The sequence below is a fragment of the Streptomyces sp. NPDC003456 genome (assembly GCF_042878735.1).
GTDB lineage: Bacteria > Actinomycetota > Actinomycetes > Streptomycetales > Streptomycetaceae > Streptomyces.
The window spans coordinates 373439-397531 of record NZ_JBIAOK010000006.1 but is presented as its reverse complement, the minus strand read 5'-3'; the positions used below and the strand labels follow the sequence as shown (position 1 = coordinate 397531).

The window sequence follows — 24093 nt, the reverse complement described above, 5'->3', positions numbered from 1 at the left end:
GCCTTTTTCACCACGACCGAGGGGATCCCATGGACGACCAGGCTGCGGGCAGCCCGCAGGACGCCCACAGCGTCCCCCTGTGCTACCGCCACCCGGACCGCGAGACCGGCATCCGCTGCACCCGCTGCGAGCGTCCGATCTGCCCCGAGTGCATGGTCGACGCCTCGGTCGGTTTCCACTGCCCCGAATGCGTGCGCACCGGCGCCGGCACCGGGCACGCGCCCTCGGCCGCTCTGCCCCGGACGATCGCCGGCGGCGCCGTCACCTCCGACCCCCGGCTGATCACCAAGATCCTCCTCGGGATCAACCTGGCCGTCTTCCTCGCCGTCCAGATCCACGAGTCGCTGCTCAGCGACCTGGTCCTGCTCGGCGCCTGGCCCCCGGCTCCCTTCACGCCCACGGAGGGCGTCGCGGGAGGCGAGTGGTACCGCATGGTGACCTCGGTCTTCACCCACCAGGAGATCTGGCACATCGCGTTCAACATGCTCAGCCTGTGGTGGCTCGGCGGCCCGCTCGAAGCGGCCCTCGGCCGGGTGCGCTACCTCGCCCTGTATCTCGTCTCGGGACTCGCGGGCAGTGCCCTGGCCTATCTGCTGGCCTCGCCCACCACCGCGACGCTCGGCGCCTCCGGCGCGATCTTCGGGCTGTTCGGTGCCACGGCCGTGCTGATGCGCCGGCTGAACTACGACATGCGGCCCATCATCGCGCTGCTGGCGATCAACCTGATCTTCACCTTCAGCCCGGGCTTCAACATCTCCTGGCAGGCCCACATCGGAGGCCTCGTGGCGGGTGTCGTCGTGGGATACGGCATGGTCCACGCCCCGCGCGAGCACCGCGCGCTCGTGCAGTACGGCACCTGCGCACTGGTGCTCGGCGTCGTCGTCCTGCTGACCGTGCTGAGGACCGCGCAGCTCGTCTGAGCAGGCGTTGTCCACAGCGGGTGGCGGATCTTGTGCATAGTGTGCGGGAACAGACGTGCCCCCTGTCACCTACCTGCGTTCTCGCAGGTCAGACAGGGGGCGAACGTACTTTCGACTCGTGGTACTTCCGTCATACCGGCGTCAACACTCAGCGAGTTATCCACAGATCGTCGTTTCTTTTCCACCTGTGGAAAACCGCTGTGGATAACTCAGTGAACACCCCTGGGCAGAGCTGTGTTCACCGGCCGGTGACCGCTACTTCCACTGCGTCGAGACGCCGAATCCGGCGGCGATGAAACCGAAGCCCACGACGATGTTCCAGTTGCCGAGGGAGTCGATGGGCAGCGAACCGTCGGTGACGTAGAAGACGACGATCCAGGCCAGGCCGATGAGGAACATGGCCAGCATGACGGGTGCGACCCAGGAACGGTTCGTCAGCTTGATCGCGGTCGTCTGCTTCGCAGGCGGCGGCGTGTAGTCGGCCTTCTTGCGGATACGTGACTTCGGCACGAGGGTCTCTCCTGTCGATGCGCTGCGTGGCCGCGCAGGTAACTGGGTCGGTCTCGGGGCAGCGGGAGGGGACTCCGATGGCTCCCCCGGGGCGTCCGTTAGCGTAGTGCTTCCGCCGCGCCGAAGGAGATAAGGGTACGTTGAGCAATTCTGCCGACTCCCCCGGGACGGGATCCACCCCTGCGCGCGTGCGCCGTTTCCGGCCGGTACGGATCCTCACCGCGGCCGTCTTCGCTCTCGCCGGACTCATCTTCTTCACCAGCTTCGACACCGCCAAGGGCACCAACATCCGCACGGACAGCTCGCTGCTGAAGCTGTCCGACCTCATCCACGAGCGCAGCCGGGAGAACGGCGAGCTGGACGAGAGCAACGGAGCCCTGCGCAAGGACATAGAGGCGCTCGCCGAGCGGGACGACGGCAGCACGCGCGCGGAGGACGCCAAGCTCGCGGCCCTGGAGAAGCGGGCCGGGACGCAGAAGCTCGCCGGCGAAGGACTCACGGTCACGCTCGACGACGCCCCGCCGGACGCCACCGCCAAGCTCCCCGGCTACCCCGAGCCGCAGCCCGACTACCTGGTCATCCACCAGCAGGACCTCCAGGCCGTGGTGAACGCGCTGTGGCAGGGCGGCGCCAAGGGCATCAAGGTCATGGACCAGCGGCTCATCTCCACCAGCGCCGTCCGCTGCGTCGGCAACACCCTGATCCTCCAGGGCCGCGTCTACTCGCCGCCCTACAAGATCACGGCCGTGGGGGAGACCGAGCGGCTGAAGAAGGCGCTGGCCCAGGCGCCCGCCATCCAGAACTACATGGTCTACGTCAACGTCTACGGCCTCGGCTGGAAAGTCGAGGAGGACGGCCCGGTGACGCTGCCCGGCTACGCGGGCACAGTGGACCTGCACTACGCGAAGCCTGTGGAGCGGTAAGCGAGGCCGGGGGAGCCGCCGGTGCGTGTGATCGTCAGAACCGTCAGCGAACTGTCCCTCACCGTCGGCAGCCTGATCGTGCTGTTCGTCGTCTACGTGCTGTTCTGGAGCGGCGTGCGGGCCGACAGCGTCATGGACCAGCAGATCGACCTGCTGCAGAGGCAGTGGTCGACGGCCCCTCCGGCGGCGGGCGCCGCCGCCGGCCGGTCCCGGCCCGCCTCCTACGCGGCCGGCCGGCCTTTCGCGATCATGTACATCCCGCGGCTCGGTTTCACGTGGAACAAGCCGGTGCTGGAGGGCACCTCCACCGCGACGCTGAAGAAGGGGCTCGGCCACTACGCCGGAACCGCCCGGCTCGGGCAGAGGGGCAACTTCGCGGTCGCCGGCCACCGCCGCACCCACGGCGACCCCTTCAAGGACTTCCCCCGGCTGCGGCGCGGTGACGCCGTGGTGCTGACCGACGGCACGCGCTGGTTCACGTACCGGATCGACAAAGGCCCGCACAAAACAGTGCCCTCGGACATCGAGGTGATCGACCCTGTCCCACGTACATCCGGGTACACGCGTCCGGGGCGGTACCTCACGCTGACCACCTGCGAGCCGGAGTGGGGGCACAGCCACCGGCTGATCGTCTGGGCGCACCTGGACTCCACCCGCCCTGTGGAGGCCGGGAAACCGGAGGCGCTGCGCCGTTAGTCTGGTGGCGGTACGGCGTGGGTCTGGTGCCGTGGTACGACGGAAGGGACGGCATGTACGGCTGGATCTGGCGGCATCTGCCGGGAAGCGCGTGGGTGAAGGCGTTGATCTCACTCGTCCTGGTCGTGGCCGTGGTCTACGTCCTCTTCCAGTACGTCTTCCCGTGGGCGGAGCCGCTGCTTCCCTTCAACGATGTGACGGTGGACAACCAGTGAGCGCGCGCATTCTGGTCGTGGACAACTACGACAGCTTCGTCTTCAACCTGGTCCAGTACCTGTACCAGCTGGGTGCCGAGTGCGAGGTCCTGCGCAACGACGAGGTCTCCACGGCCCATGCCCAGGACGGCTTCGACGGTGTGCTGCTCTCCCCCGGGCCCGGCACCCCGGAGCAGGCCGGCGTCTGCGTGGACATGGTCCGGCACTGCGCCGCGACGGGCGTGCCGGTCTTCGGTGTCTGCCTCGGCATGCAGTCCATGCAGGTGGCCTACGGCGGTGTCGTCGATCGGGCGCCCGAGCTGCTGCACGGCAAGACCTCCCTGGTCGAGCACGCGGGCGGCGGTGTCTTCGCCGGCCTGCCGACTCCCTTCACGGCGACGCGCTACCACTCGCTGGCCGCCGAACCGGCGACCGTGCCGGACGAACTGGAGGTCACCGCCCGCACCCAGGACGGCATCGTCATGGGGCTCAGGCACCGCGAACTGCCGGTCGAGGGCGTGCAGTTCCACCCGGAGTCGGTGCTGACCGAGCACGGCCACCGGATGCTGGCCAACTGGCTGGCGGAGTGCGGGGACGAGGGCGCGGTGGCGAGGTCGGCCGGGCTCGCCCCGGTGGTGGGCAGGGCCACGGCGTGACCGCGCTGCGCCCCGAGCGCGAGTCCGACACCTCGTACGGGCAGCAGTCGTACGGGGCGCCGGGCGCGTTCGAGGAGTGGCCGGGGCAGCCGGCGTACGGGAGTGCTCCGCAGGCGGGGCCGCAGCCGTACCCGCAGGGGCCCGGTCCGGGGCGCGGGCCGTTCCCGCCCGGGGCGCGGCAGCCGTATCCGGCGCCGTACGCACCGGGCCCGGAGGAGTACCAGCCGCCACCCGTGATCGACGAGGAGACCGTGGCGCTGCGGATGCCGGATCCGCCGCCCGCGGAGGACTTCAGGGCGGGCTCTGCGGGCGCCGGCGGGGCGCCGGGGACCGGATCCGCCTCCGGCGGCCGTGCGGCCCGCAGGAAGGCCGCCAAGCGCCGCCACGGACGCCATGGGGACGCCGCCGAGGCCCCGTCGGGCCGGCGGGCGGCACGAGGCAACGGGCAGGCGGTCCGGGAGGGCGCGCGGGCGCCGCTGTCCCGGGTCGAGGCGCGGCGGCAGGCGCGGGCGCGCAAGCCGGGTGCCGCGGTCGTGGCGAGCCGGGCCATCGGCGAGGTGTTCATCACCACCGGCGTGCTGATGCTGCTGTTCGTCACCTACCAGCTGTGGTGGACGAACGTCCGGGCGCACGCGCAGGCCGGCAAGGAGGCCAGCAGCCTCCAGAACGACTGGGCCAGCGGCAAGCGCAACCCGGGCACCTTCGAGCCGGGGCAGGGGTTCGCCCTGCTGCACATCCCCAAGCTGGACGTGGTCGTGCCGATCGCCGAGGGCACCAGCAGCAAGGGCGTCCTGGACCGGGGCATGGTGGGCCACTACGCGGAGGGCGCGCTCAAGACCGCGATGCCCGGCGACAAGACCGGGAACTTCGGGCTCGCGGGCCACCGCAACACGCACGGCGAGCCGTTCCGCTACATCAACAAGCTCTCCCCGGGTGATCCGATCGTCGTGGAGACGCAGGACGACTACTACGTCTACAAGATGGCCTCGATCCTGCCGGTGACCTCGCCCAGCAACACGAGCGTCCTGAACCCGATCCCCCAGGGCTCGGGATTCACCCGGCCCGGCCGCTACATCACGCTGACCACGTGCACCCCGGAGTTCACCAGCAAGTACCGGATGATCGTCTGGGGCAAGATGGTCGAGGAACGGCCGCGCAGCAAGGGGAAGCCGGATGCGCTCGTCAGTTAAGGGCAGATGACCAGTGGCAGCGACCACCGACACGAGTTCAGAAGAGCACACCGGCAGGGGGGCCCGGCCGCCCGCGGCACGACGCCGTCCCGGTCCGATCGGGATGGTGGTCAGCTTCTTCGGCGAGCTCCTCATCACCGCGGGCCTGCTCCTCGGCCTGTTCGTCGTCTACTCGCTGTGGTGGACGAACGTGGTCGCCGACCGCGCGGCCGGCAAGCAGGCCGACCAGGTCCGGGACGACTGGGCCCACGGCAGGGGCGGTCCCGGCGCGCTCGACACGAAGAACGGCATCGGCTTCCTGCACGTGCCGACGATGACCAAGGGCGAGGTGCTGGTCGAGAAGGGCACCACGAACAAGATCCTCAACGACGGTGTCGCCGGCTACTACACGGACCCCGTCAAGGCGGCCCTGCCGATGTCCGGCAAGAACGGCAACTTCTCGCTGGCCGCCCACCGGGACGGCCACGGCGCCAAGTTCCACCACATCGACAAGATCGAGAAGGGCGACCCGATCGTCTTCGAGACGAAGGACAAGTGGTACGTCTACAAGGTCTACGGCATCCTCCCCGAGACCTCGAAGTACAACGTCCAGGTCCTCGCCCCGGTCCCCAAGGAGTCCGGCAGGAAGAAGCCGGGCCGCTACATCACGCTGACGACGTGCACGCCGGTGTACACGAGCACGTACCGGTACGTCGTGTGGGGCGAGCTGGAGCGGGTCGAGAAGGTCGACGGGGAACGCACCCCGCCGAAGGAACTGCGTTGAGCTGAGCGCAGAGAGCCCGGCAACCGGAGGGGCCCGGCAGCGAGGGCCTGACGCCGAGACGGCCCGGCAGCGAAGCGCCCCGGCACTCGTGGAGTGCCGGGGCGCTTGCCGTTCACCTGCTCGGTGAGGTGGTCAGTCTTCCTCGCCGCGGCCGGTGATGCCGCCGAAGATGCCGCCTCCGCCGTTGTCACCGCCGCCGTTGTTGCCCCCGCCGCCGCCACCGGCCGTCGTCAGCGTGATCGTCTGGCCGCCGGGGTTGTCGACGTCGGTGCCGGGCTGCGGGTCCTGCTGCGTGACGATGGCGTTGTCGTCCTGCGGTCCGGACACCTGGATGTTGGTGAAGCCCTGCTGCTGCAGGATCTGCTTGGCCTGGCCCAGGGGCCGCAGCCGCACCTCCGGCACCTTCACCTTCTCCTGCTTCTTGGCCTTGCCGACCACCATCTGCACGGACGAGTTCTTGTCGACCTGCTGGTTGGCCTGCGGGGTGGTGGAGATGACCTTGCCGACCTGGTTGGGGTCGTCGGTCTCCTGCTCGGTGCAGTTGCCGACCAGGTCGTTGGCCTGCATCTGGGCCTTCGCCGCGTCACAGCTCTGGCCGACCACGTCCGGGACGGTGGACTTCTTCTCCGCCTTGGCGATGGTGAGGGTGATCGTCGACCCCTTCTCCACCTCTTCGCCGGTCGTCGGGTTCTGCTCCAGCACCGTGCCCGGGTCCTCGGGGGACGTCCGGGTCTCCGTCTTGACCTCGAAGGCGTACTTGTCGCCCTCCAGCTTGTCCTTGGCCTCGTCGATGCTCAGGCCGGTGACGCTGGGGACGCTCACCTTCGGGGCGCCGGTCGAGACGACGACCTCGATCGTGGAGTTCTTCTTGACCGTGGCCGGCGGCTTCGGGTCCTGCGAGCAGATCTTGCCCTTGCTCTCTTTCTCGCAGGGCTTGTTCGTCGTGGTCAGTTCCAGCTCGCTGTTGGTCGCCAGTCTCCTGGCGTCCTCCAGCTTCTGCCCGACCAGGTTGGGGACGGGGACCGTGTCGTTGGCCACGCCGTCGCCGCCGAACGCCCAGCGCCCGATGAGGATCGCGCCGACCAGGACGAGGATGCCGGCCACGACCAGCAGGATCGTCGAGGTGCTGGACTTGCGCTGCTGGTTGCGGCGCCGGTCGGGGCGGTCGTCGTAGCCGTAGCCGCCGTCGTCCGGGTTCATCGGGGGCAGCATCGAGGTGGCGGCCGCGCCGGAGTCCGCGCGCAGGGCCGTCGTCGGCTGGTCGTCGGGGTAGCCGCCGTAGCCGACCGAGCCCATGGCCGCGGCCGCGGCGACGGGCTGGCCGTCCAGGCAGGCCTCGATGTCGGCGCGCATCTCGTCGGCCGACTGGTAGCGGTAGTCGGGGTCCTTCGTCAGGGCCTTCAGCACGATCGCGTCCATCTCGGGCGTGATCTCGGGGTCGAAGACCGACGGGGCCTGGGGCTCCTCCCGCACGTGCTGGTACGCGACCGCGACCGGGGAGTCGCCGACGAACGGCGGGCGGACGGTGAGCAGCTCGTAGAGCAGGCAGCCCGTGGAGTACAGGTCCGAGCGGGCGTCCACCTGCTCGCCCTTGGCCTGCTCCGGGGAGAGGTACTGGGCGGTGCCGATGACCGCGGCCGTCTGCGTCATCGTCATGCCGGAGTCGCCCATGGCGCGGGCGATGCCGAAGTCCATCACCTTGACCTGGCCGTTGCGCGTCAGCATGACGTTCGCGGGCTTGATGTCGCGGTGCACGATGCCGCTGCGGTGGGCGTACTCCAGGCCCTGGAGGATGCCGATCGTCATCTCCATGGCGCGTTCCGGCAGCAGCTTGCGGCCGGAGTGCAGCAGCTCACGGAGGGTCGAGCCGTCCACGTACTCCATGACGATGTACGGGATCGACACGTTGTCGATGTAGTCCTCGCCCGTGTCGTAGACCGCGACGATCGCGGGATGGTTGAGCGAGGCGGCCGACTGGGCCTCCCGGCGGAACCGGGCCTGGAAGGAAGGGTCACGCGCGAGATCGGCGCGCAGCGTCTTCACCGCCACGGTGCGGCCGAGGCGGGTGTCATGCGCGAGGTAGACCTCCGCCATGCCACCACGCCCGAGCACCTGGCCCAGTTCGTACCGGCCGCCGAGGCGACGCGGCTCTTCCATAGCTACCTACCAGCCCTCTCCGTCGGTCCCGACCGGAAGCGTGTGCGGTCGGAGGCTGCCGTCCGGGCCTACCGTACCCGGCTCGATTTGTGTGACCTGGCCAAGCCCGTCAGCCGATACCGGACCGGTACCGCAACGTGCACCGATGTGAAGCAGACGTGAGCGGGGTCACTTCTTGCCGTTGATGACCGCCTCCATCACGCTCTTCGCGATGGGGGCCGCGAGGCCGCCGCCGGAGATGTCGTCACGCACCGCGTTGTCGTCCTCGACGACGACCGCCACCGCGACCGGCGCGTTGTCGTCGGCGTCCTTGGCGTAGGAGATGAACCACGCGTAGGGGTTCTCGCTGTTGTCCACACCGTGCTGGGCGGTACCGGTCTTGCCGCCCACCTTGACGCCGTCGATCTTGGCGTTGGAGCCGGTGCCCTTGTCGACGACGGTCTCCATCATCGACTGCAGGATCTGCGCGTTCTCCGGCGACAGCGGCTGGCTCAGCTCCTCCGGGTCGGTCTTCTCGATCGGGTCGACACCGGACGACTGGAGCTCGTCGACCATGTACGGCTTCATCAGCTTGCCGTCGTTGGCGACGGCCGAGGCCACCATGGCCATCTGCAGCGGGGTCGCGGCGGTGTTGAACTGGCCGATGGAGGACAGCGCCGTCTGCGAGGGGTTCATGTCGTCGGAGAACACCGAGGCGTTGGCCCGGACCGGCGTGAACTGCTCCTCGCCGAAGCCGAACTCCTCGGCCTCCTTCAGCATCTTCTCGTTGCCGAGGTCGGCGCCGATCTTGCCGAAGACGGTGTTGCAGGAGTACTGCAGGGCGACGCGCAGGGACGCGTTCTTGCAGGGGATGTTGCCCTCGTTGGGCAGCTTGGTGGTGGTGCCCGTCATGACCCACGGGTCCGGCGAGTCCGTCTTCTGGTCGGCGCTCGTGTAGAGCCCGTCCTCCAGGGCCGCGGCCGCGGTGACCACCTTGAAGGTGGAGCCGGGCGGGTAGGTCTCGCGCAGCGCCCGGTTGAGCATCGGGTCGTTCGTGTTGTTCTTCTTCTGCAGCTTCTGCCAGGCCTCGGTGTCCGTCGTCGTGGAGTTGCCGGCGAAGGACGACGGGTCGTACGACGGGTAGGAGGCCAGGGCCAGGATCTTGCCGGTCGACGGCTCCAGGGCGACGACGGCGCCCTTGCCGCCCTGCCGCTTCAGCCCGTTGTAGGCGGCCTTCTGGGCGGCGGCGTTCAGCGTCGTGACGACGTTGCCGCCCTGCTGCTTCTCACCGGTGAGCATGTCGAGGGTGTTGCGGAAGAACAGCCGGTCGTCGTTGCCGGTGAGGATGCCGTCCTCCAGGGACTCCAGCTGGGTCGCGCCGAAGGCCTGGGAGGCGTAGCCGGTGACCGGCGCCCACATGGGGCCGTTCTTGTAGGTCCGCTTGAACTTGAAGTCGCTGCCCGACGTCTCGACGGAGCCGGTGACCGGCTTGCCGTCGACGATGATGTCGCCGCGGGGCGAGGCGTAGCGCTCGATGGTCACGCGGCGGTTGTTCTTGTCGGACCGCAGCTCGTCGGCCTGGACGTACTGGATCCAGTTGTCGCGGATCAGCAGGGCCAGGACCAGCAGGCCGCAGAAGATCGCGATCCGGCGCAGGGGCTTGTTCATGACGGGCGGACCACCTGGGTCATCTCGACGTCGGGGTTGGCGGCGGGGGCGGGGGCCGGGCGGCGGGCGGTGTCGCTGATGCGCAGCAGGATGCCGATCAGGGCCCAGTTGGCGATCACGGACGAACCGCCGTACGCCACGAAGGGCAGCGTCATACCGGTCAGCGGGATGAGGCCCATGACACCGCCGGCCACGACGAAGACCTGGAGGGCGAAGGCACCGGACAGGCCGATGGCGAGCAGCTTGCCGAACGGGTCGCGGGCGGCGAGGGCGGTGCGCACGCCGCGCTCCACGATCAGCCCGTACAGCAGCAGGATCGCCATGACGCCGGCGAGGCCCAGCTCCTCGCCGAAGGTGGCGAGGATGAAGTCGGAGTTGGCGGCGAAGCCGATGAGGTCCGAGTTGCCCTGGCCGAGGCCGGTGCCCAGGGTGCCGCCGGAACCGAAGGCCCACAGCGCCTGCATGGCCTGCTCGGAGTGGACGATGCCGTCCTGGACGCCGGCCCGGGAGAGCTCGAACTCGCGCATCGGGTCGAGCCAGGCCTGCACACGCGTCTGGATGTGCGGCTCGAAGCTCGCCACGCTGACCGCGCCGACCGCGGACATCAGCAGACCGAAGACGATCCAGCTGGTCCGCTCGGTGGCGACGTACAGCATGATCACGAACATGCCGAAGAACAGCAGCGAGGTGCCGAGGTCGGTCTCGAAGACCAGGATGAGGATCGAGAGCACCCACACCACGAGGATCGGGCCGAGGTCGCGGCCGCGCGGCAGGTACAGCCCCATGAAGCGGCGGCTGGCCAGCGCCAGGGCGTCTCTCTTGACCATGAGATAGCCGGCGAAGAAGACCGCCAGCACGATCTTCGCGAACTCACCGGGCTGGAGCGTGCCGAGGCCGGGGATCTTGATCCAGATCTTGGCGCCGTAGATGTTCGCGCCGAGTCCCGGCACCAGCGGCAGGATCAGCAGGAACAGCGCACCGGCCATGGAGATGTACGTGTAGCGCTGCAGGACGCGGTGGTCCTTGAGGAAGATCAGCACCGCCACCAGCAGGGCCACGCCCATCGCGGAGTACAGCAGCTGCCGGGGCGCCGCCTCGACGAACGTCTTGGACGCCTGGAGCTTCTTCGACTGGTCCAGCCGCCAGATGACCACGAGCCCGATGCCGTTGAGCAGGGTCGCCAGCGGCAGCATCAGCGGGTCCGCGTACGGCGCGAACTTCCGCACGGCCAGGTGGCCGACGCCCGCGAGCAGGCCGAGTCCGAGGCCGTAGCTCAGCAGGCCGGGCGGCACCGAGCCGTTGATGGCCAGACCGACGTTGGCGTAGGCGAACACCGGGATGACGACGGCGAACGCCAGCAGGGCCAGCTCGGTGTTGCGGCGGCTCGGGGCGCCGATCGCGCCGATCGTGGACGTGTGGTGCGTCGGCGAGTGCGATGCATTCGTACTGCTCATCGTGTGACGGGGCCTCTCACGGCTTGCCTACTGCTTACCGCACAGCGAGACGACCTTCTGCTCTTCCTCCGAGAGGCTGGGGCCGGGGCTGGGAGTGGGTGCGGTCGTGGTCGGGGGCGTGGACTTCGAGGGCGCCGACGGCGAGCCCGAGGGGTTCGACGGGTTCGGCGTCGGTGTGGCTGTGGCCTTGGACGTGAAGGAGGCGGGTGTGGTTCCCGTGGTGCCCCCGGCCTCGCCCTCACCGGTCTTGGCGTTCTTCTGGCTCTCGGCTTCGCGCCGCTGCGCCTGCTTCTTGCACGCGGAGGCCTGCACCGACAGTTCCTGGATCTTCGCCCGGGCCTTCTTCAGGTCGCCCTCGGCGATGGTCGCCTTGACCAGCTTCTGCTGGTAGGGCGGCAGGTACTTGAGTTCGATCTCGGGGTGGTCCTTCTCGACCTTCGACAGCGACACCCAGGCCAGGTCCTGGCTGATGCCCCGGTACAGCGCGACGTGCTCGTCCTCGGCACCGACGTAGTACTGCGTCTGGGTCCAGCGCCAGCCGCCGTACAGGCCGCCGCCGACGACGGCGAGGGCCAGGGCGATGTAGAAGGACCTCTTGAGCCAGCGGCCCTTCCTGCGGGGCTTGTCGAAGTCGCCGTCGCCGTAGTCGAACCCGGCGGCCGGGATGTAGCCGGTGGTGTCGCCCGAGCCGGGCGGGCCGAACTCGCCGCCTCCGCCGTGTCCGCGGCCCTGGCGGCCGAGGCCGGAGGCGCGGCCGGCGGGGGTCTGCATGATGCCGTTGTCGTGCAGCTGGTGCTGGTTCTCCGCGACGGCGCCGACCACCACCGGGGTGTCGGACAGCTGCCCGGCGAGGGTGTCACCGGTGTCCAGGTCCAGCACGTCGGCGACGATGACCGTGATGTTGTCGGGCCCGCCGCCGCGCAGCGCCAGCTCGATCAGGTTCTGGACGGTCTCCTGCGGGCCCTGGTAGCTGGCGAGCGTGTCCTCCAGCGTCTGGTGGGACACCACGCCGGACAGGCCGTCGGAGCAGATCAGGTAGCGGTCGCCGGCGCGCACCTCGCGGATGGACAGGTCCGGTTCCACGTGGTCGCCGGAGCCGAGCGCGCGCATCAGCAGCGAGCGCTGCGGGTGCGTGGTGGCCTCTTCCTCGGTGATGCGGCCCTCGTCGACCAGGCGCTGCACCCAGGTGTGGTCCTGGGTGATCTGCGTCAGCACGCCGTCGCGCAGCAGGTACGCGCGCGAGTCGCCGACGTGCACCAGGCCGAGGCGCTGGCCCGTCCACAGCAGGGCGGTCAGGGTGGTGCCCATGCCCTCCAGCTGCGGGTCGTCCTCGACCATCGAGCGCAGCTGGTCGTTGGCGCGCTGCACCGCCGTGCCGAGCGAGGTGAGGACGTCGGAGCCGGGCACGTCGTCGTCGAGGGCGACGATGGTGGAGATGGCCTCGGAGGAGGCGACCTCGCCGGCGGCGGCGCCGCCCATGCCGTCGGCGATGGCGAGCAGGCGCGGGCCGGCGTATCCGGAGTCCTCGTTGCCCTCCCGGATCATGCCCTTGTGCGATCCGGCGGCGAAGCGCAGTGACAGACTCATGCGCACCTCGCCCGTCGGCTCCGGGTACAGCCGGTCGTGTCGAGCCACACTGCCCACCCTCCGGTCGGGAGCGCGCCGGGGGCCGGGGTGGGGCCCGCCGCTGCGTGCTCGCTCCGCTCGCGCCTATCCATGATGTAGCACTACTTCCGCAGCTCGATGACGGTCTTGCCGATGCGGATCGGCGCGCCCGGCGCGATCGGTGTGGGAGTCGTCAGCCGCGTCCGGTCCAGGTACGTGCCGTTGGTGGAGCCGAGGTCCTCGACGATCCACTGGCCGTCGCGGTCCGGGTAGATCCTGGCATGCCGGCTGGAGGCGTAGTCGTCGTCCAGCACGATCGTCGAGTCGTGCGCCCGGCCCAGGGTGATGGTCTGCCCCTGGAGGGCGACCGTCGTGCCGGTGAGGGTGCCCTCGGTCACGACGAGCTTGGTGGGGGCGTTGCGGCCGCGCCGGCCGCCCGTGGACTGCTGGCGCTGCGGCGGCGGCGCCTGCCGGGCGGCCTGCTGCTGCCGCCCGGCTTCGCGGCGCGATCCGCGCTGGGTGACCCGCGTACCGAACAGGTCGCTCCGGATGACCTGCACGGCCACGATCACGAACAGCCACAGAACGGCCAGGAACCCCAGCCGCATGACCGTGAGGGTCAGCTCTGACATTGCCCCCGCTTCACCCTTCGGCTTGCCTATAGATAACGGTGGTGCTGCCCACGACGATCCGCGAGCCGTCGCGGAGCGTAGCGCGGGTGGTGTGCTGCCCGTCCACCACGATGCCGTTGGTGGATCCGAGATCCTGGATCGTCGAGGGCGTTCCGGTCCGGATCTCGCAGTGCCGGCGCGAGACGCCGGGGTCGTCGATCCGCACGTCGGCTTCGGTGCTGCGACCCAGCACCAGCGTCGGGCGGGAGATCTGATGGCGGGTGCCGTTGATCTCGATCCAGTGGCGGGTGCGTCCGCCGGCGGCCGGGGCGGCAGGGGGCCGCTGGCCGCCCGCGGGCTGCGGATAGCCGTACCCGCCGGGGCGACCGCCGGGGGGCGGCGCGGCCGGCATGGGCGGGGCGCCGGCGGGCGAGGCGGCCGGCGGGTAGCCGTAGCCGCCCGGACGCGCGCCCTGCGGACCGGCGGGCGCGCCGCCGGCTCCCGGGCCGCCCTGCTGGCTGCTGGAGGAGGCGAGCGTACGGCTGCGCACCCGGTACAGACCGGTGTCCAGGTCGTCCGCCTTCTCCAGGTGCACCTTGATCGGGCCCATGAAGGTGTAGCGCTGCTGCTTGGCGTAGTCGCGCACCATGCCGGCGAGCTCGTCGCCGAGCTGCCCGGAGTAGGGGCTGAGCCGCTCGAAGTCCGGCGTGCTCAGCTCCACGATGAAGTCGTTGGGGACGACCGTCCGGTCGCGGTTCCAGATGGTGGCGTTGTTGTCGCACTCGCGCTGCAGCGCGCCCGCGATCTCCACGGGCTGGACCTCGGACTTGAAGACCTTGGCGAAGGTGCCGTTGACCAGACCTTCGAGACGCTGCTCGAACTTCTTCAGGACTCCCATGGGGCACCTCCTCCGTCGCTGCCGTCCTGTGTACCGCCCTGCGGGCCACTTGCCTGGTACTGCTTACTGATCGTATCCACGCGCCGGTCGATCGGCTGGTTCCCCCTGTCGGCCCCGCCGACAGGTGTCGACGCATGACGAAGTTCCCTGTGGAGCTCCTCTTCGAACTCCTGCTGGAGTACTGGTGCGCGCAACCGCCCGGGGTACTCCTGCCATGGATCGTAGAGGCGGCGGGAGACCAGTGTCCCGCACCCGGCTGTGGACTCGGACCCCCTCCTGGGGAGACCCGGGGTACCGGTACGAGGTTGATACGTGAACAGGTTCGCGCTGATACGTGGCAGGGACATCGATGTCTGGCACCGTCCCCGCCTGCGACGGAAAGGGATGTGAACCCACCCTCTCCAGCGTGCTAATGTTCTGGGTGTCGGAAGGCGCCGGCCCGAAAAGGACGGAGCCCAGGACACACCCAATGCGCGGGTGGCGGAATAGGCAGACGCGCTGGATTCAGGTTCCAGTGCCCGCAAGGGCGTGGGGGTTCAACTCCCCCCTCGCGCACCGTCGGAACGGGCGGCATCGATCAGATGCCGCCCGTTCGTCGTTTTCGTGGGGTGTGACGGTCCTCTCGTCGTGGCGGTCCCCTCGCGGGGATCGGGGCCTCGTTCGGAGCCGTACCGCGATCCTCGTTCGGAAGCCGTACCGCGATCCGTTGCCGTGTGAGGAAGGTCTCAGGGCCGCCCGGGGCGGGCCTGGCCCAGGGTGCGGCCCGGGGCGAAGCGGTCCTGGACGGCGGGGTCGTCCAGGAGGCGGGCCGGGTAGCCCGGGCCGGTGCGGGCGGTGAGGTCCCGGTGGTCCAGGGGGTCCCCGCAGGAGGAGCAGACGACCCGGGCCTCGGTGTCGTGACCGCAGGACGTGTGGTGCAGGACCACCGGGACGCCCTCCTCGCCGGCCAGCCAGCGGTCGCCCCAGGCGCCGAGCGCGGCCAGGACCCCGAAGAAGTCGCGGCCCTTGTCGGTCAGCAGGTACTCGTGGCGGACCGGCTCGGCCTGGTAGGCCCGGCGGTGCAGCAACCCCTGCGCCTCCAGGCGCCGCAGCCGGTCGGTGAGGGTGTTGCGGGCGATGCCGAGCGTGCCGATGAACCCGTCGAAGCGGGACTCGCCGTAGAAGACCTCGCGCAGGATCAGCAGCGTCCAGGCGTCGCCCAGGAGGTCGGCGGTGCGGGCGATGGAGCAGGGCCAGCCGTCGAACGAGGTCCGTCTCATGCGCCCCACTGTAGGAGGCCGGTCCCCGGTGGGTCTCATGATGAGATCCGAGGGACGGCCGGGGGCCGGGGCGTCACTCCCGCACGCCCGCCAGGTCGGCCGGGCGGCGGCGCAGCGCCGCCGCCGCGGGGATCAGCGCCGAGGCCACGGCCAGGGCGGCGCACGCGGTCACCGTCACGCCCAGGGCCCGCCACGGCAGGGCGACGGCGGGCGGGGCGGACAGCAGTGCCAGGGCGCCCCACAGACCGGCCAGGTGGACGGCGGTGACCAGCAGGCCGAGCAGGGCGCCCGCGGCCACGACCGTGAGGGACTCGGCACCGGTCACCTTCAGCACCTGCCACCGGGTGGCCCCGGCCAGCCGCAGCACCGTGAGGTCGCGGAGCCGGCCGGACGCCGCCATGGCCGTGGTGTTCGCCACGGAGATGCCGGTGTACAGCAGGGCGAGGCCGAGGACCAGGAGGAGGCCGAGCCGGGTGGTGCGGTCGGTGCCGGGCCGGGTCTCGCGCAGCCAGGCCTCCCGGGTGAGGACCCGGTCGGTGCCGGCGGCGCGGTGCAGGGCGGTGGACACGGCCCCGGCGTCCGCGCCCCGGGCCAGTGCCACGTCGACCCGGTCGACCGGGGCGCCGGGGGCGTTGCGCGGGGTGACATGGACGCCGTGGTCGCCGGTGCCGGTGGGCATGACCGCGGCGATCCGCAGGGTCCGCCGGGTGCCGTCGCCCAGCCAGACCGTGACGCGGTCGCCGACCCGGTGCCGCTGCCACTCCTCGTTGACGATGATCGAGTCGTCGTCGAGGGCGCTCACCGAACCGGCGGTCAGCGGCAGGCGCGACGTCGCGGCCAGGGCGCCCGGGGCCGTGGCCCGGGCTTCGGAGCGGATCAGGGCCACGCCGTCCTCCAGGACGTGCACGGCTGTCGCGGAGGAGGGCGCCACCACGGTGCCCGGCACCTGCCGCAGCCTGCGCAGGGTCGCCTCGTCGAAGCCCGCCCGGCCGCCGGGCAGCACGACGAACGCGGCGGTGGTCCGCGCACGCGCCTCGTCCGCCCCGGCCCGGTTCAGGGTCGCGGTGGTGCCGAGCAGGCAGCCGGCGAGGGCGACCGTGACCAGGACCGGGGCGGCCAGCGCGGCACTGCGGCGCCCCGCGGAGGCCGTGCTCTCGCGGACCAGCAGGGCGCTGACGCCGGGCAGTGCGGTGAGCAGGCGGGTCAGGGGCCGCAGGAGGAGCGGTGAGAGCAGGGCGGCCGCGGAGATCAGCAGCATCGGCCGGCTCACGTAGGTCTTGCGGTGGAGGAGGTCGCCCGGGTCGGTGCCCAGCGCGAGGGCCAGGGTCACCACGGAAGCGAGGAGGAGGGCCGCGCCGCACAGCAGACGGCCGCGGGTGAGGCCGCCGGTGTCGGCCGACGCCTCGCGCAGGGCCTCGGCGGGCGTGATGCGGCCGGCCCGCCAGGAGGCCGCCGCCGCCCCGGCCAGGGCCACGAGGAGACCGGTCCAGAAGGCCGCGTGGTACGGCCAGGTGTGGGTGCCGAGGGTGAACCAGGCGGGAGCCAGGTCCTCCTCGACGGCCCGGGCGACCAGGCGCGGTGCCGCCCAGGCGCCCAGGGCGCAGCCGGTGGCCGAGGCGAGGACACCCACGGCCAGGGCCTCGGCCAGGACGCCGCGGCGGATCTGGCCCGGGGTGGCGCCGGCGGTGCGCAACAGGGCGAACTCGCGGCGCCGTTGCGTGACCGCGAAGGCGAACGTGGACGCCACGACGAAGACCGACACGAACGCGGTCACGCCTCCGGCGGTGCCGAACAGGGCGTGGAGGGCGGTGAGCGCCTCGCGGTCGCGCTCGCGCGCGGGGTCGCCGAGCCGGCGCGCGTCCCCGGTGAGGACCCGGGCCGCGCCGCCCACGATCCTCCGTACGGCCGCGGGGTCGGCGTCGGTCTCCAGGCGCAGGACGTGGGACGGGCGGGGCCGCCCGTCGATCCGCACCGGGCCCAGCGCGCGCAGCTCGGCCACGGTGGCGGGCGGGATCGGGCGGGGGTGGGCGAGGCGGGCCGTGCGGACCCCGGCCGGGGTCGGTACGGCCAGGGTGTCGCGGGCCTGGACGACGACGGAGGCGGCCGGTGCGCGGTCGGGCGCGGCGGACAGGGAGGCGGCCAGGGCCGACCCCGTCACGGTGAGCAGGGCCACGCCCAGCGCGAGCGCGACGAAGCTGCCGGTGAAGACGGACCGGTGGGCGCGCAGCATGCGCAGGGTCGTGCTCAGCACGGGCGGGCTCCCGGGTGGGTCGTGCGGGGCTCCGGGCGGGGCGTACGGGGGGCGATGGCGGTGGTGACGGCGAGGCTCAGCACGGCAGGGCTCCCGGGGTGGGTCGTGCGGGGGGCGAGGGTGGTGGCGTCGGCGCCGGTCAGGTCCTCGCTGACACGGCCGTCGACGAGCACGACGACGCGGTCGGCGGACGCGGCGGCGACCGGGTCGTGGGTGACCATCACGATCGTCATGCCCTCGCGGTCGGCCAGGGCGCGCAGCAGCGCGAGCACCTCGCGGCCGGTGCGCGTGTCCAGGGCCCCGGTCGGCTCGTCGGCGAACAGCACGTCGGGCCGGGTCGTCAACGCCCGGGCGAGGGCGACGCGTTGCTGCTGGCCGCCGGAGAGCTGGGCCGGCCGGTGCCCGGCCCGGTCGGCGAGACCGACCTGCCGCAGGGCCTCACGCACCCGGTCCCTCCCGACGCGTAGGCCGGCCAGGCGCAGCGGCAGGGCCACGTTCTGCTCGGCGGTCAGGGAGGGCAGCAGGTTGAACGCCTGGAAGACGAACCCGACGCGCTCGCGGCGCAGCAGGGTCAGCCGGCGTTCGCTCAGGCCGGTCAGCTCGGTCCCGCCGACGGTGACCGAGCCCGACGTGGGCCGGTCCAGTCCGGCTGCGCACTGCAGCAGCGTGGACTTGCCGGAGCCCGAGGGCCCCATGACGGCGGTGAAGGACCCGGCCGGGAACGCGAGCGAGACCCCGCCGAGTGCGGTCACCGGCCCGTACGTCCTGGTGACGGAGTCGAGCCGGACGGCGTCGTGCGCCATGGGAACCCCCTGGTGTCGGTGTCGTTCCCACGAAACCGGGCCGGAGGGGGCCGGCGCAGTGCGGCGGGGCCCACACCCGGGGTGGGGCCAGGCATACCCCCGGCGCTCCGGCCAGGGCCATGGCCGCCGCCGCGACCGGCTCCTACGGTGATCCCCATGCACCCTCGCAACGTCTGGCAGGCCATGTCCCGCCCCGGCTACCTGCTCTCGGCGTGGCCGTGGCGGTCGGCCGCCTACCTGCTGACGGGCGCGGTGCTCGGCGCGGTGGTGCTCGTGTGCCTGGTGACCTCGCTGGTGGCCGGCGGGGTGCTGGCGGTCGTGCTGGTCGGGCTGCCGCTGCTGCTCGGCGCGGCCCTGGCCGGTGTGCCGGTGGCGGCCCTGGAGCGGTACCGGCTGCGGCTGGCCGACGCGGAGCCCGCGCGGGACCCGCACGAGCCTCCCGGCCGGCCCGGGCTGCGGGCCTGGCTGTCGGCCCGGCTGCGCGAGCGGACGACCTGGCGCGAGCTGGGCCACGCCCTGCTGTTCGCGGGCGTGCTGTGGCCGGTCGACGCGTTCGCCCTCGCCGTCTTCCTGCTGCTGCCGCTGTCCGTGGCCGCGACCCCGCTGCTCCTGGCCGTGACGGGCGAGGCGAAGGTGCTGAAGGTGTGGCTCGTCACCGACTGGACGGCCGCTGCCGGCTGGGCCGCGGCGGGTCTGGTCCTGCTCGCGGCGGGGGCCTTTCCGCTGGGCGCGGCGGCCGGGGCGCGTGCGGGGTTGGCCCGGCTGCTGGTCGCTCCGCGGGAGGCCGGGCTCGGGGCCAGGGTGGTCGAACTGACCCGGTCCCGGGTGCGGTTGGTGGACGCCTTCGAGGCGGAGCGGCGGCGCATCGAGCGCGATCTGCACGACGGGGCGCAGCAGCGGCTGGTCGCCCTGACGATGACGCTCGGCCTGGCCCGGCTCGACGCCCCGCCGGGCCCGCTCGCCGACCAGCTCGCCCGGGCGCACCAGGAGGCCGGACAGGCCCTGGCCGAACTGCGCGAGCTGATCCGGGGCATCCACCCCCAGGTCCTCGCCGACTTCGGCCTGGAGGCGGCCGTCGCCGACGCGGCCGACCGGTCGGCCGTGCCGGTGGACGTCGGTCTGGAGCTGCCCGGGCGGTTCTCCCAGGCCGTCGAGGCCGCCGCGTACTTCGTGGTGTGCGAGGCGCTCGCCAACGTCGCGAGGCACAGCGGGGCGAGCCGGGCGGAGGTGAGCGGCGGTTACCGCGACGGACGGCTGACCCTGCGGATACGCGACGACGGACGCGGCGGGGCACGGGCCCGGGACGGCGGCGGGCTGACCGGGCTCGCCGACCGGGTGTCGGTGCTCGATGGCACACTCTCCCTGTCCAGCCCGCCCGGCGGGCCGACCCTGCTGCACGTGGAGATCCCCGGTGAGCCTGCGCGTTGAGCGGCCCTTGCGGGTCGTCCTGGCCGAGGACAGCGTGCTGCTGCGCGACGGGCTCGTCGGGCTGCTCGACCGCTGCGGGCACCGGGTCGTCGCGGCCGTCGGGGACGCGCAGGCGCTCGTCGCCGCCGTCGCGGAGCACGACCCCGACGTGGTCGTCACCGACGTGCGGATGCCGCCCGGCTTCCAGGACGAGGGCCTGCACGCGGCCGTGCGGCTGCGCCGGGAGAGGCCCGGGCTGCCCCTGCTGGTGCTCAGCCAGTACGTGCAGCACCGCTACGCCGCCGAGCTGCTGGACACCGGCGACGGCACGGGCGTCGGCTACCTGCTCAAGGACCGGGTCGGCCAGGTCGAGGAGTTCGTCGAGGCGCTCGGCAAGGTGGCCGACGGCGGCACGGTCGTCGACCCCGAGGTCGTACGGCAGTTGCTGCGGCGCCGCCGCGACCCGCTGGAGCGGCTCACCCCGCGCGAGCGCGAGGTGCTGGCGCTGGTCGCGGAGGGCCACTCCAACGGTGCCGTGGCGCGCCGGCTGGTGGTCTCCGAGGCGGCCGTGGGCAAGCACATCTCCGGCATCCTCACCAAACTGGACCTGCCCCCGGCGGACGACACCCATCGCCGGGTGCTGGCGGTCCTGGCCTATCTGCGGGCGTAGGACGGCCCGGGGCTGTCGTCGTGCCCGGGCAACGGACGGCCCGGGGCCCGTTCGCCCCCGCCGTCCCACGCCCGCGGAACGGGCCGTGTCCGAGGCCGGCTGCCCACCCAGCGCCCTGCCCGTGGCCGACAACGCGTGAAGCAATGGCCGAAACATGCGGGACGCCCCGTGCTCCGGGCGTCCGGATCGCACCATGGTGGCCCGACCTCCGGACCGAGGAGCCACGTCATGGCACAGCAGGGCTGCCCCTTCCTGAAGATCGATCCGTCCGGCCGCGACCTCTACGGAGAGATCGCCCGCATACGCACCGGCGGCCCGGCCGTCGAGGTCGAACTCCCCGGCGGGGTACGGGCCTGGTGGATCAACGGGCTGGAGCTGAACAAGCGGCTCCTGGCCGGGCCCGAGACCAGCAAGGACGCCTACCGGCACTGGCCGGCCTGGATCAACGGGGACATCTCCCGCACCTGGCCGCTGGCCATCTGGGTCTCGGTGCGCAACATGGTCACCGCCTACGGGGAGGACCACACCCGGCTGCGCAGGCCGATGGCCGCCGCCTTCACCCGCCGCCGCGTCGACGCGCTCCTGCCCCGCGTGCGGGAGATCGTCGACCGCGCGCTGGACCGCCTGGCGGCCCTCCCGCCGGGCCGAGTCGTCGACCTGCGGGCCGAGTTCGCCGCTCCCGTGCCGCACGAGGTGGTGTGCGAGCTGTTCGGCGTACCGCGCGGCGCGGACGGCCCGCGGGCGGCGCTGTACCGCATCATCGGCCGCTTCTTCGACACCGCGATCTCCCTCGAGGACGCCCAGGCCAACGCCGTCGACCTCTACGACACGCTGACCGCGTTCCTGCGCGACAAGCGCGCGCACCCGGCCGACGACCTGACGACGGCCCTCATCGCCGCCCGGGACCAGGGCGAGCTCAGCGAGCAGGAGCTGATGGACAACCTGATCCTGCTGCTCACGGCCGGTTTCGAGACGACCGTCAACCTCATCGACAACACGGTGCACAGCCTGCTCGCCCACCCGGACCAGCTCGCCCTGGTCCGCTCCGGGCGCGCGAGCTGGGAGGACGCCTTGGAGGAGTCGCTGCGCCTGGAGGCCCCGGGCGCGATGTCGGGGCTGCGGTACGCCGTCGAGGACATCGAGATCGAGCCGGGGCTGACCATCCCGCGGGGCGATCCCCTCGTGGTCTCCTTCGCCGGTGCCGGACGCGACCCCGAGCGGCACGGGCCGGACGCCGACCGGTACGACCTCACCCGTCCGACCAGCCGGGACCACGTCTCCTTCGGGCACGGGGTACACCACTGCCTGGGCCGGCCCCTGGCCGTGGCCGAGGCGACGGTGGCGCTGTCGTCCCTGTTCGCGCGCTTCCCGCGGCTGGCCCTGGCCGACCCCGCGCACCCGCCCCGGCGGCTGCGGTCGATCATCTCCACCGGCCACGAGAGCCTGCCGGTGCTGCTGCACGGGCCGGAGTCCGGGCCGGGGGTCCGGGAGCAGCCGGGGCGGTCCTAGCCGGCGGTCCGGGAGCAGCCGGGGTGGTCCTAGCCGGTCAGGGGGCCGTCCGGTTGCCGAAGTAGGAGCGGTACCAGGGCGCCGCGCGGGCGAACCCGGCCGCGAACCCCTCGCCCGGCGGGCAGTCCAGGTCCTTCCAGAAGGCGTCGTCGGCGAACCAGTGGTCGACGGTGAGCATGCCGAGATGGTGCAGGGCCTGCCGCGAGCCCGCGGCCCGCTGCAGGGCGGTGGCCACGTCCACCCGGGCGTCGTCGGAGGGCCTGGCGACCTCGGTGCACACGGCCCCGACCAGGTCCGTGGCGAGGACCGGCTCGGGGTGGTTCACGTGGTGCGCGCCGGCGGCGTACCGGGGGGAGAGGGACGCGGCCACCACCGCGCGGGCCAGGGTGCCGACGTCGATCATCGACTGGAGCGCGTCGCAGCCGGTGAGCGTGGCCGACAGTGCGTCCATCAACCGCACCAGCCCGGGGATCACCCAGCGGTCGCCCTCGCCGTACACCAGGTGCGGACGCAGGACCAGGCCGCCCGCGTCCAGCACGTGCCGTTCGGCGGCGGCCCGGCTGCGGCTGGTGGGCGAGGCCGGGGCGATCGGGGCCTCGGCGGGGCCCACCCCCCGGAAGGGTCCCCGGCCGTGGACGGCGGCCGTGCTCACGTACACGATCCGGCGCACACCGGCGCGCACGGCCTCCTCCACCAGGGCGCGGGTCCCGTGGTCGTTGACGGCCGCCGCCGTGCCCGGGTCGCCGCCGATCCTGGAGGCGCAGTGGACCAGGACGTCGATGCCGGCGCAGGCACCGCGCAGGGAGGGCGGGACGGCCAGATCGCCGCGCACGTGCCCGGGGCCGGGCGGGGCCTGGCGGGACAGCAGCCGGACGCGCACGTCCGGCCGGCGCCGCGCCTCGGCGGCCACCCGGCTGCCGATGAATCCGCTCGCGCCGGTGATCAGAAGACGGGTCGTCATCCCAGGGACCGTACCGGCACCGTCCGTGCGCAGGTCAGTACGGCCGTGAACACACTCTCGCCGCCCTGGCGTCCGGTGACCCGCACCGTCACCTCCCGCCGGTCGTCCGCGCCGAGCACCTCGGTCGCGAGCAGGCAGGGCTCGTGCAGTTCGGTGTAGCGGGCGAAGACGACCGACAGGGAGCGGGGCAGGAAGGGGCGCAGGCCGGACGCGGCGGCGGCCGCCTGGCGGGCCGCCTCGAACAGGGCCATGCCGGGGACGTGGTCGTTGGGCCGGGGGAAGAGGTTCGGGTGGCCGGTGTCCACCCGCAGCCGCCAGACGCCGGGGCGGCCGGTGGGGGCCAGCAGGACGTCCGCGGCGCGGGAGCGGCCCACGACCTCGGGGGCCAGGCCCGGCAGCGGCGGCACGGGGGTGTCCCAGGCGTCGAGACGCCCGGCGCGCAGGCGGCGGTAGGCGAGCGGCGAGGTGCAGCCGGTGCTGCCGGTGCCGCGGGCGACGAAGCGGCCCGCGCGGCGGAACTCCATCGTGGTGCGCATGCTCGCCAGCCCGCGGCCGCGGCGGCGCACCTCGGAGCACTCGACGTCGATCTCCACCGGCTCGTCCGCCTCCGCCAGCCGGAGCGCGGCGGGGTCCGTGCCGACCGCCAGGTCCCCCATGACGAAATGGGTGTCGAGCGGGGCGCCGAACTCGGCGTGCGCCAGCACCATCGAGGCCTGGCGCAACGTTTCTCCCACGATCATCGGATCCTGGTGCCGCCCGTCGACGGGTCCGAAGAAGGCGTGGGCGGCGGGCCAGTACGCGGTGAAGCGGAAGCGGGTGTCCGAGATTCGGTGCCACCGGGCGGGGAAGACGTCCGTCTCGGAGGTGCGATGGGCGAGTTCGCGGGTGACGGTCGTCTGCGGGGGACGGGGGTCGCGGCGCGGCGGCGTGGGTCCGACGGCCACGAGATCCCGGTCCGCGGGGTGACGCCCGGCTCCCGTCCGGGCCTGCGTCAGCGCGCTCGAAGGGC

22 protein-coding genes and 1 tRNA gene are annotated in these 24093 nt (G+C 72.3%); 11 read left to right on the top strand and 12 right to left on the bottom strand.

Annotated elements, in window-relative coordinates; all coding sequences use genetic code 11:
• Positions 1–29: 29 nt before the first annotated feature.
• A complete protein-coding gene (locus tag ACFYWG_RS26150) occupies positions 30–920 on the top strand; it encodes a rhomboid family intramembrane serine protease (protein ID WP_389203892.1) in 891 nt (296 codons plus the stop codon).
• Between the two features lie 255 nt (positions 921–1175).
• Here the strand turns inward: ACFYWG_RS26150 and crgA are convergent, their stop codons facing one another.
• On the bottom strand, positions 1176–1430 hold the full coding sequence (gene crgA, locus ACFYWG_RS26145) for a cell division protein CrgA (RefSeq protein WP_376325651.1): 255 nt from the start codon (positions 1428–1430) through the stop codon (positions 1176–1178).
• Between the two features lie 140 nt (positions 1431–1570).
• Between crgA and ACFYWG_RS26140 the strand changes: the two genes are divergently transcribed.
• From ACFYWG_RS26140 to ACFYWG_RS26115, 6 genes are read left to right on the top strand one after another with little or no spacing between them, the layout of a single operon-like run.
• On the top strand, positions 1571–2353 hold the full coding sequence (locus ACFYWG_RS26140) for a DUF881 domain-containing protein (RefSeq protein WP_383511511.1): 783 nt from the start codon (positions 1571–1573) through the stop codon (positions 2351–2353).
• 21 nt (positions 2354–2374) lie between these two features.
• The gene (locus ACFYWG_RS26135; protein ID WP_376325647.1) at positions 2375–3049 is read left to right on the top strand and encodes a class E sortase; all 675 of its coding nucleotides are present in this window, start codon (positions 2375–2377) and stop codon (positions 3047–3049) included.
• A 17-nt stretch (positions 3050–3066) separates the two neighbouring features.
• Positions 3067–3264, top strand: a complete 198-nt coding sequence (locus tag ACFYWG_RS26130; protein WP_376326013.1) for a hypothetical protein — start codon at positions 3067–3069, stop codon at positions 3262–3264.
• On the top strand, positions 3261–3899 hold the full coding sequence (locus tag ACFYWG_RS26125) for an aminodeoxychorismate/anthranilate synthase component II (RefSeq protein ID WP_376325646.1): 639 nt from the start codon (positions 3261–3263) through the stop codon (positions 3897–3899). The genes ACFYWG_RS26130 and ACFYWG_RS26125 overlap by 4 nt, the downstream gene beginning before the upstream one ends.
• Entirely contained in the window at positions 3896–5089 is a 1194-nt protein-coding gene (locus tag ACFYWG_RS26120; RefSeq protein ID WP_389203891.1) for a class E sortase, read from the top strand. Before ACFYWG_RS26125 ends, ACFYWG_RS26120 begins: the two co-directional genes overlap by 4 nt.
• 13 nt (positions 5090–5102) lie before the next feature.
• Entirely contained in the window at positions 5103–5852 is a 750-nt protein-coding gene (locus tag ACFYWG_RS26115) for a class E sortase (RefSeq protein WP_383511516.1), read from the top strand.
• Between the two features lie 132 nt (positions 5853–5984).
• Here the strand turns inward: ACFYWG_RS26115 and pknB are convergent, their stop codons facing one another.
• From pknB to ACFYWG_RS26085, 6 genes are all read right to left on the bottom strand, one after another.
• Entirely contained in the window at positions 5985–8009 is a 2025-nt protein-coding gene (gene pknB / locus ACFYWG_RS26110) for a Stk1 family PASTA domain-containing Ser/Thr kinase (RefSeq protein WP_385411660.1), read from the bottom strand.
• Between the two features lie 168 nt (positions 8010–8177).
• Positions 8178–9656 (bottom strand): peptidoglycan D,D-transpeptidase FtsI family protein, encoded by a 1479-nt coding sequence (locus ACFYWG_RS26105; RefSeq protein WP_389203889.1) that lies wholly within the window; start codon positions 9654–9656, stop codon positions 8178–8180.
• Entirely contained in the window at positions 9653–11110 is a 1458-nt protein-coding gene (locus ACFYWG_RS26100) for an FtsW/RodA/SpoVE family cell cycle protein (protein ID WP_376325638.1), read from the bottom strand. The genes ACFYWG_RS26105 and ACFYWG_RS26100 overlap by 4 nt, the downstream gene beginning before the upstream one ends.
• Positions 11111–11137: 27 nt before the next feature.
• Positions 11138–12697 (bottom strand): Stp1/IreP family PP2C-type Ser/Thr phosphatase, encoded by a 1560-nt coding sequence (locus ACFYWG_RS26095; protein WP_376325990.1) that lies wholly within the window; start codon positions 12695–12697, stop codon positions 11138–11140.
• 140 nt (positions 12698–12837) lie between these two features.
• Complete coding sequence (locus tag ACFYWG_RS26090; protein WP_376325636.1) at positions 12838–13347, bottom strand: FHA domain-containing protein; 510 nt, start codon at positions 13345–13347, stop codon at positions 12838–12840.
• A gap of 10 nt (positions 13348–13357) precedes the next feature.
• Positions 13358–14224, bottom strand: a complete 867-nt coding sequence (locus ACFYWG_RS26085) for an FhaA domain-containing protein (RefSeq protein ID WP_383504074.1) — start codon at positions 14222–14224, stop codon at positions 13358–13360.
• Between the two features lie 471 nt (positions 14225–14695).
• Between ACFYWG_RS26085 and ACFYWG_RS26080 the strand changes: the two genes are divergently transcribed.
• Positions 14696–14779, top strand: a tRNA-Leu gene (locus ACFYWG_RS26080).
• A gap of 170 nt (positions 14780–14949) precedes the next feature.
• Here the strand turns inward: ACFYWG_RS26080 and ACFYWG_RS26075 are convergent.
• The 3 genes from ACFYWG_RS26075 to ACFYWG_RS26065 all read right to left on the bottom strand — a co-directional run bounded on the left by ACFYWG_RS26075 (position 14950) and on the right by ACFYWG_RS26065 (position 18537).
• Positions 14950–15483, bottom strand: coding sequence for a winged helix-turn-helix transcriptional regulator (locus tag ACFYWG_RS26075; RefSeq protein ID WP_376326425.1), 534 nt, complete (start codon positions 15481–15483; stop codon positions 14950–14952).
• Between the two features lie 73 nt (positions 15484–15556).
• Entirely contained in the window at positions 15557–17734 is a 2178-nt protein-coding gene (locus ACFYWG_RS26070) for an FtsX-like permease family protein (protein WP_389203888.1), read from the bottom strand.
• Positions 17728–18537, bottom strand: coding sequence for an ABC transporter ATP-binding protein (locus ACFYWG_RS26065; RefSeq protein ID WP_389203887.1), 810 nt, complete (start codon positions 18535–18537; stop codon positions 17728–17730). Before ACFYWG_RS26065 ends, ACFYWG_RS26070 begins: the two co-directional genes overlap by 7 nt.
• Before the next feature lie 183 nt (positions 18538–18720).
• Between ACFYWG_RS26065 and ACFYWG_RS26060 the strand changes: the two genes are divergently transcribed.
• The 3 genes from ACFYWG_RS26060 (at position 18721) to ACFYWG_RS26050 (ending at position 22123) form a co-directional block, all read left to right on the top strand.
• Entirely contained in the window at positions 18721–19965 is a 1245-nt protein-coding gene (locus tag ACFYWG_RS26060) for a sensor histidine kinase (RefSeq protein ID WP_389203987.1), read from the top strand.
• A complete protein-coding gene (locus ACFYWG_RS26055) occupies positions 19955–20614 on the top strand; it encodes a response regulator (protein WP_385412124.1) in 660 nt (219 codons plus the stop codon). Before ACFYWG_RS26060 ends, ACFYWG_RS26055 begins: the two co-directional genes overlap by 11 nt.
• A gap of 228 nt (positions 20615–20842) precedes the next feature.
• Positions 20843–22123, top strand: coding sequence for a cytochrome P450 (locus ACFYWG_RS26050; RefSeq protein WP_389203886.1), 1281 nt, complete (start codon positions 20843–20845; stop codon positions 22121–22123).
• 37 nt (positions 22124–22160) lie between these two features.
• On the opposite strand, the gene ACFYWG_RS26045 is transcribed toward ACFYWG_RS26050, so the two are convergent.
• Positions 22161–23084, bottom strand: coding sequence for an NAD-dependent epimerase/dehydratase family protein (locus ACFYWG_RS26045; RefSeq protein WP_389203885.1), 924 nt, complete (start codon positions 23082–23084; stop codon positions 22161–22163).
• Positions 23081–24028: a ScbA/BarX family gamma-butyrolactone biosynthesis protein gene (locus ACFYWG_RS26040; RefSeq protein ID WP_389203884.1), complete on the bottom strand. Its 948-nt coding sequence runs from the start codon at positions 24026–24028 to the stop codon at positions 23081–23083. The genes ACFYWG_RS26045 and ACFYWG_RS26040 overlap by 4 nt, the downstream gene beginning before the upstream one ends.
• Between the last annotated feature and the right edge of the window lie 65 nt (positions 24029–24093).

Excerpts from the sequence above, each read along its gene's own strand:
- ACFYWG_RS26105 (WP_389203889.1), bottom strand. The coding sequence starts at position 9,656 with ATGAACAAGCCCCTGCGCCGGATCGCGATCTTCTGCGGCCTGCTGGTC.
- ACFYWG_RS26045 (WP_389203885.1), bottom strand. The coding sequence starts at position 23,084 with ATGACGACCCGTCTTCTGATCACCGGCGCGAGCGGATTCATCGGCAGC.
- ACFYWG_RS26050 (WP_389203886.1), top strand. The coding sequence starts at position 20,843 with ATGGCACAGCAGGGCTGCCCCTTCCTGAAGATCGATCCGTCCGGCCGC.
- ACFYWG_RS26085 (WP_383504074.1), bottom strand. The coding sequence starts at position 14,224 with ATGGGAGTCCTGAAGAAGTTCGAGCAGCGTCTCGAAGGTCTGGTCAAC.
- ACFYWG_RS26060 (WP_389203987.1), top strand. The coding sequence starts at position 18,721 with ATGTCCCGCCCCGGCTACCTGCTCTCGGCGTGGCCGTGGCGGTCGGCC.
- pknB (WP_385411660.1), bottom strand. The coding sequence starts at position 8,009 with ATGGAAGAGCCGCGTCGCCTCGGCGGCCGGTACGAACTGGGCCAGGTG.
- ACFYWG_RS26095 (WP_376325990.1), bottom strand. The coding sequence starts at position 12,697 with ATGAGTCTGTCACTGCGCTTCGCCGCCGGATCGCACAAGGGCATGATC.
- ACFYWG_RS26090 (WP_376325636.1), bottom strand. The coding sequence starts at position 13,347 with ATGTCAGAGCTGACCCTCACGGTCATGCGGCTGGGGTTCCTGGCCGTT.
- ACFYWG_RS26075 (WP_376326425.1), bottom strand. The coding sequence starts at position 15,483 with ATGAGACGGACCTCGTTCGACGGCTGGCCCTGCTCCATCGCCCGCACC.
- ACFYWG_RS26100 (WP_376325638.1), bottom strand. The coding sequence starts at position 11,110 with ATGAGCAGTACGAATGCATCGCACTCGCCGACGCACCACACGTCCACG.
- ACFYWG_RS26065 (WP_389203887.1), bottom strand. The coding sequence starts at position 18,537 with ATGGCGCACGACGCCGTCCGGCTCGACTCCGTCACCAGGACGTACGGG.
- ACFYWG_RS26150 (WP_389203892.1), top strand. The coding sequence starts at position 30 with ATGGACGACCAGGCTGCGGGCAGCCCGCAGGACGCCCACAGCGTCCCC.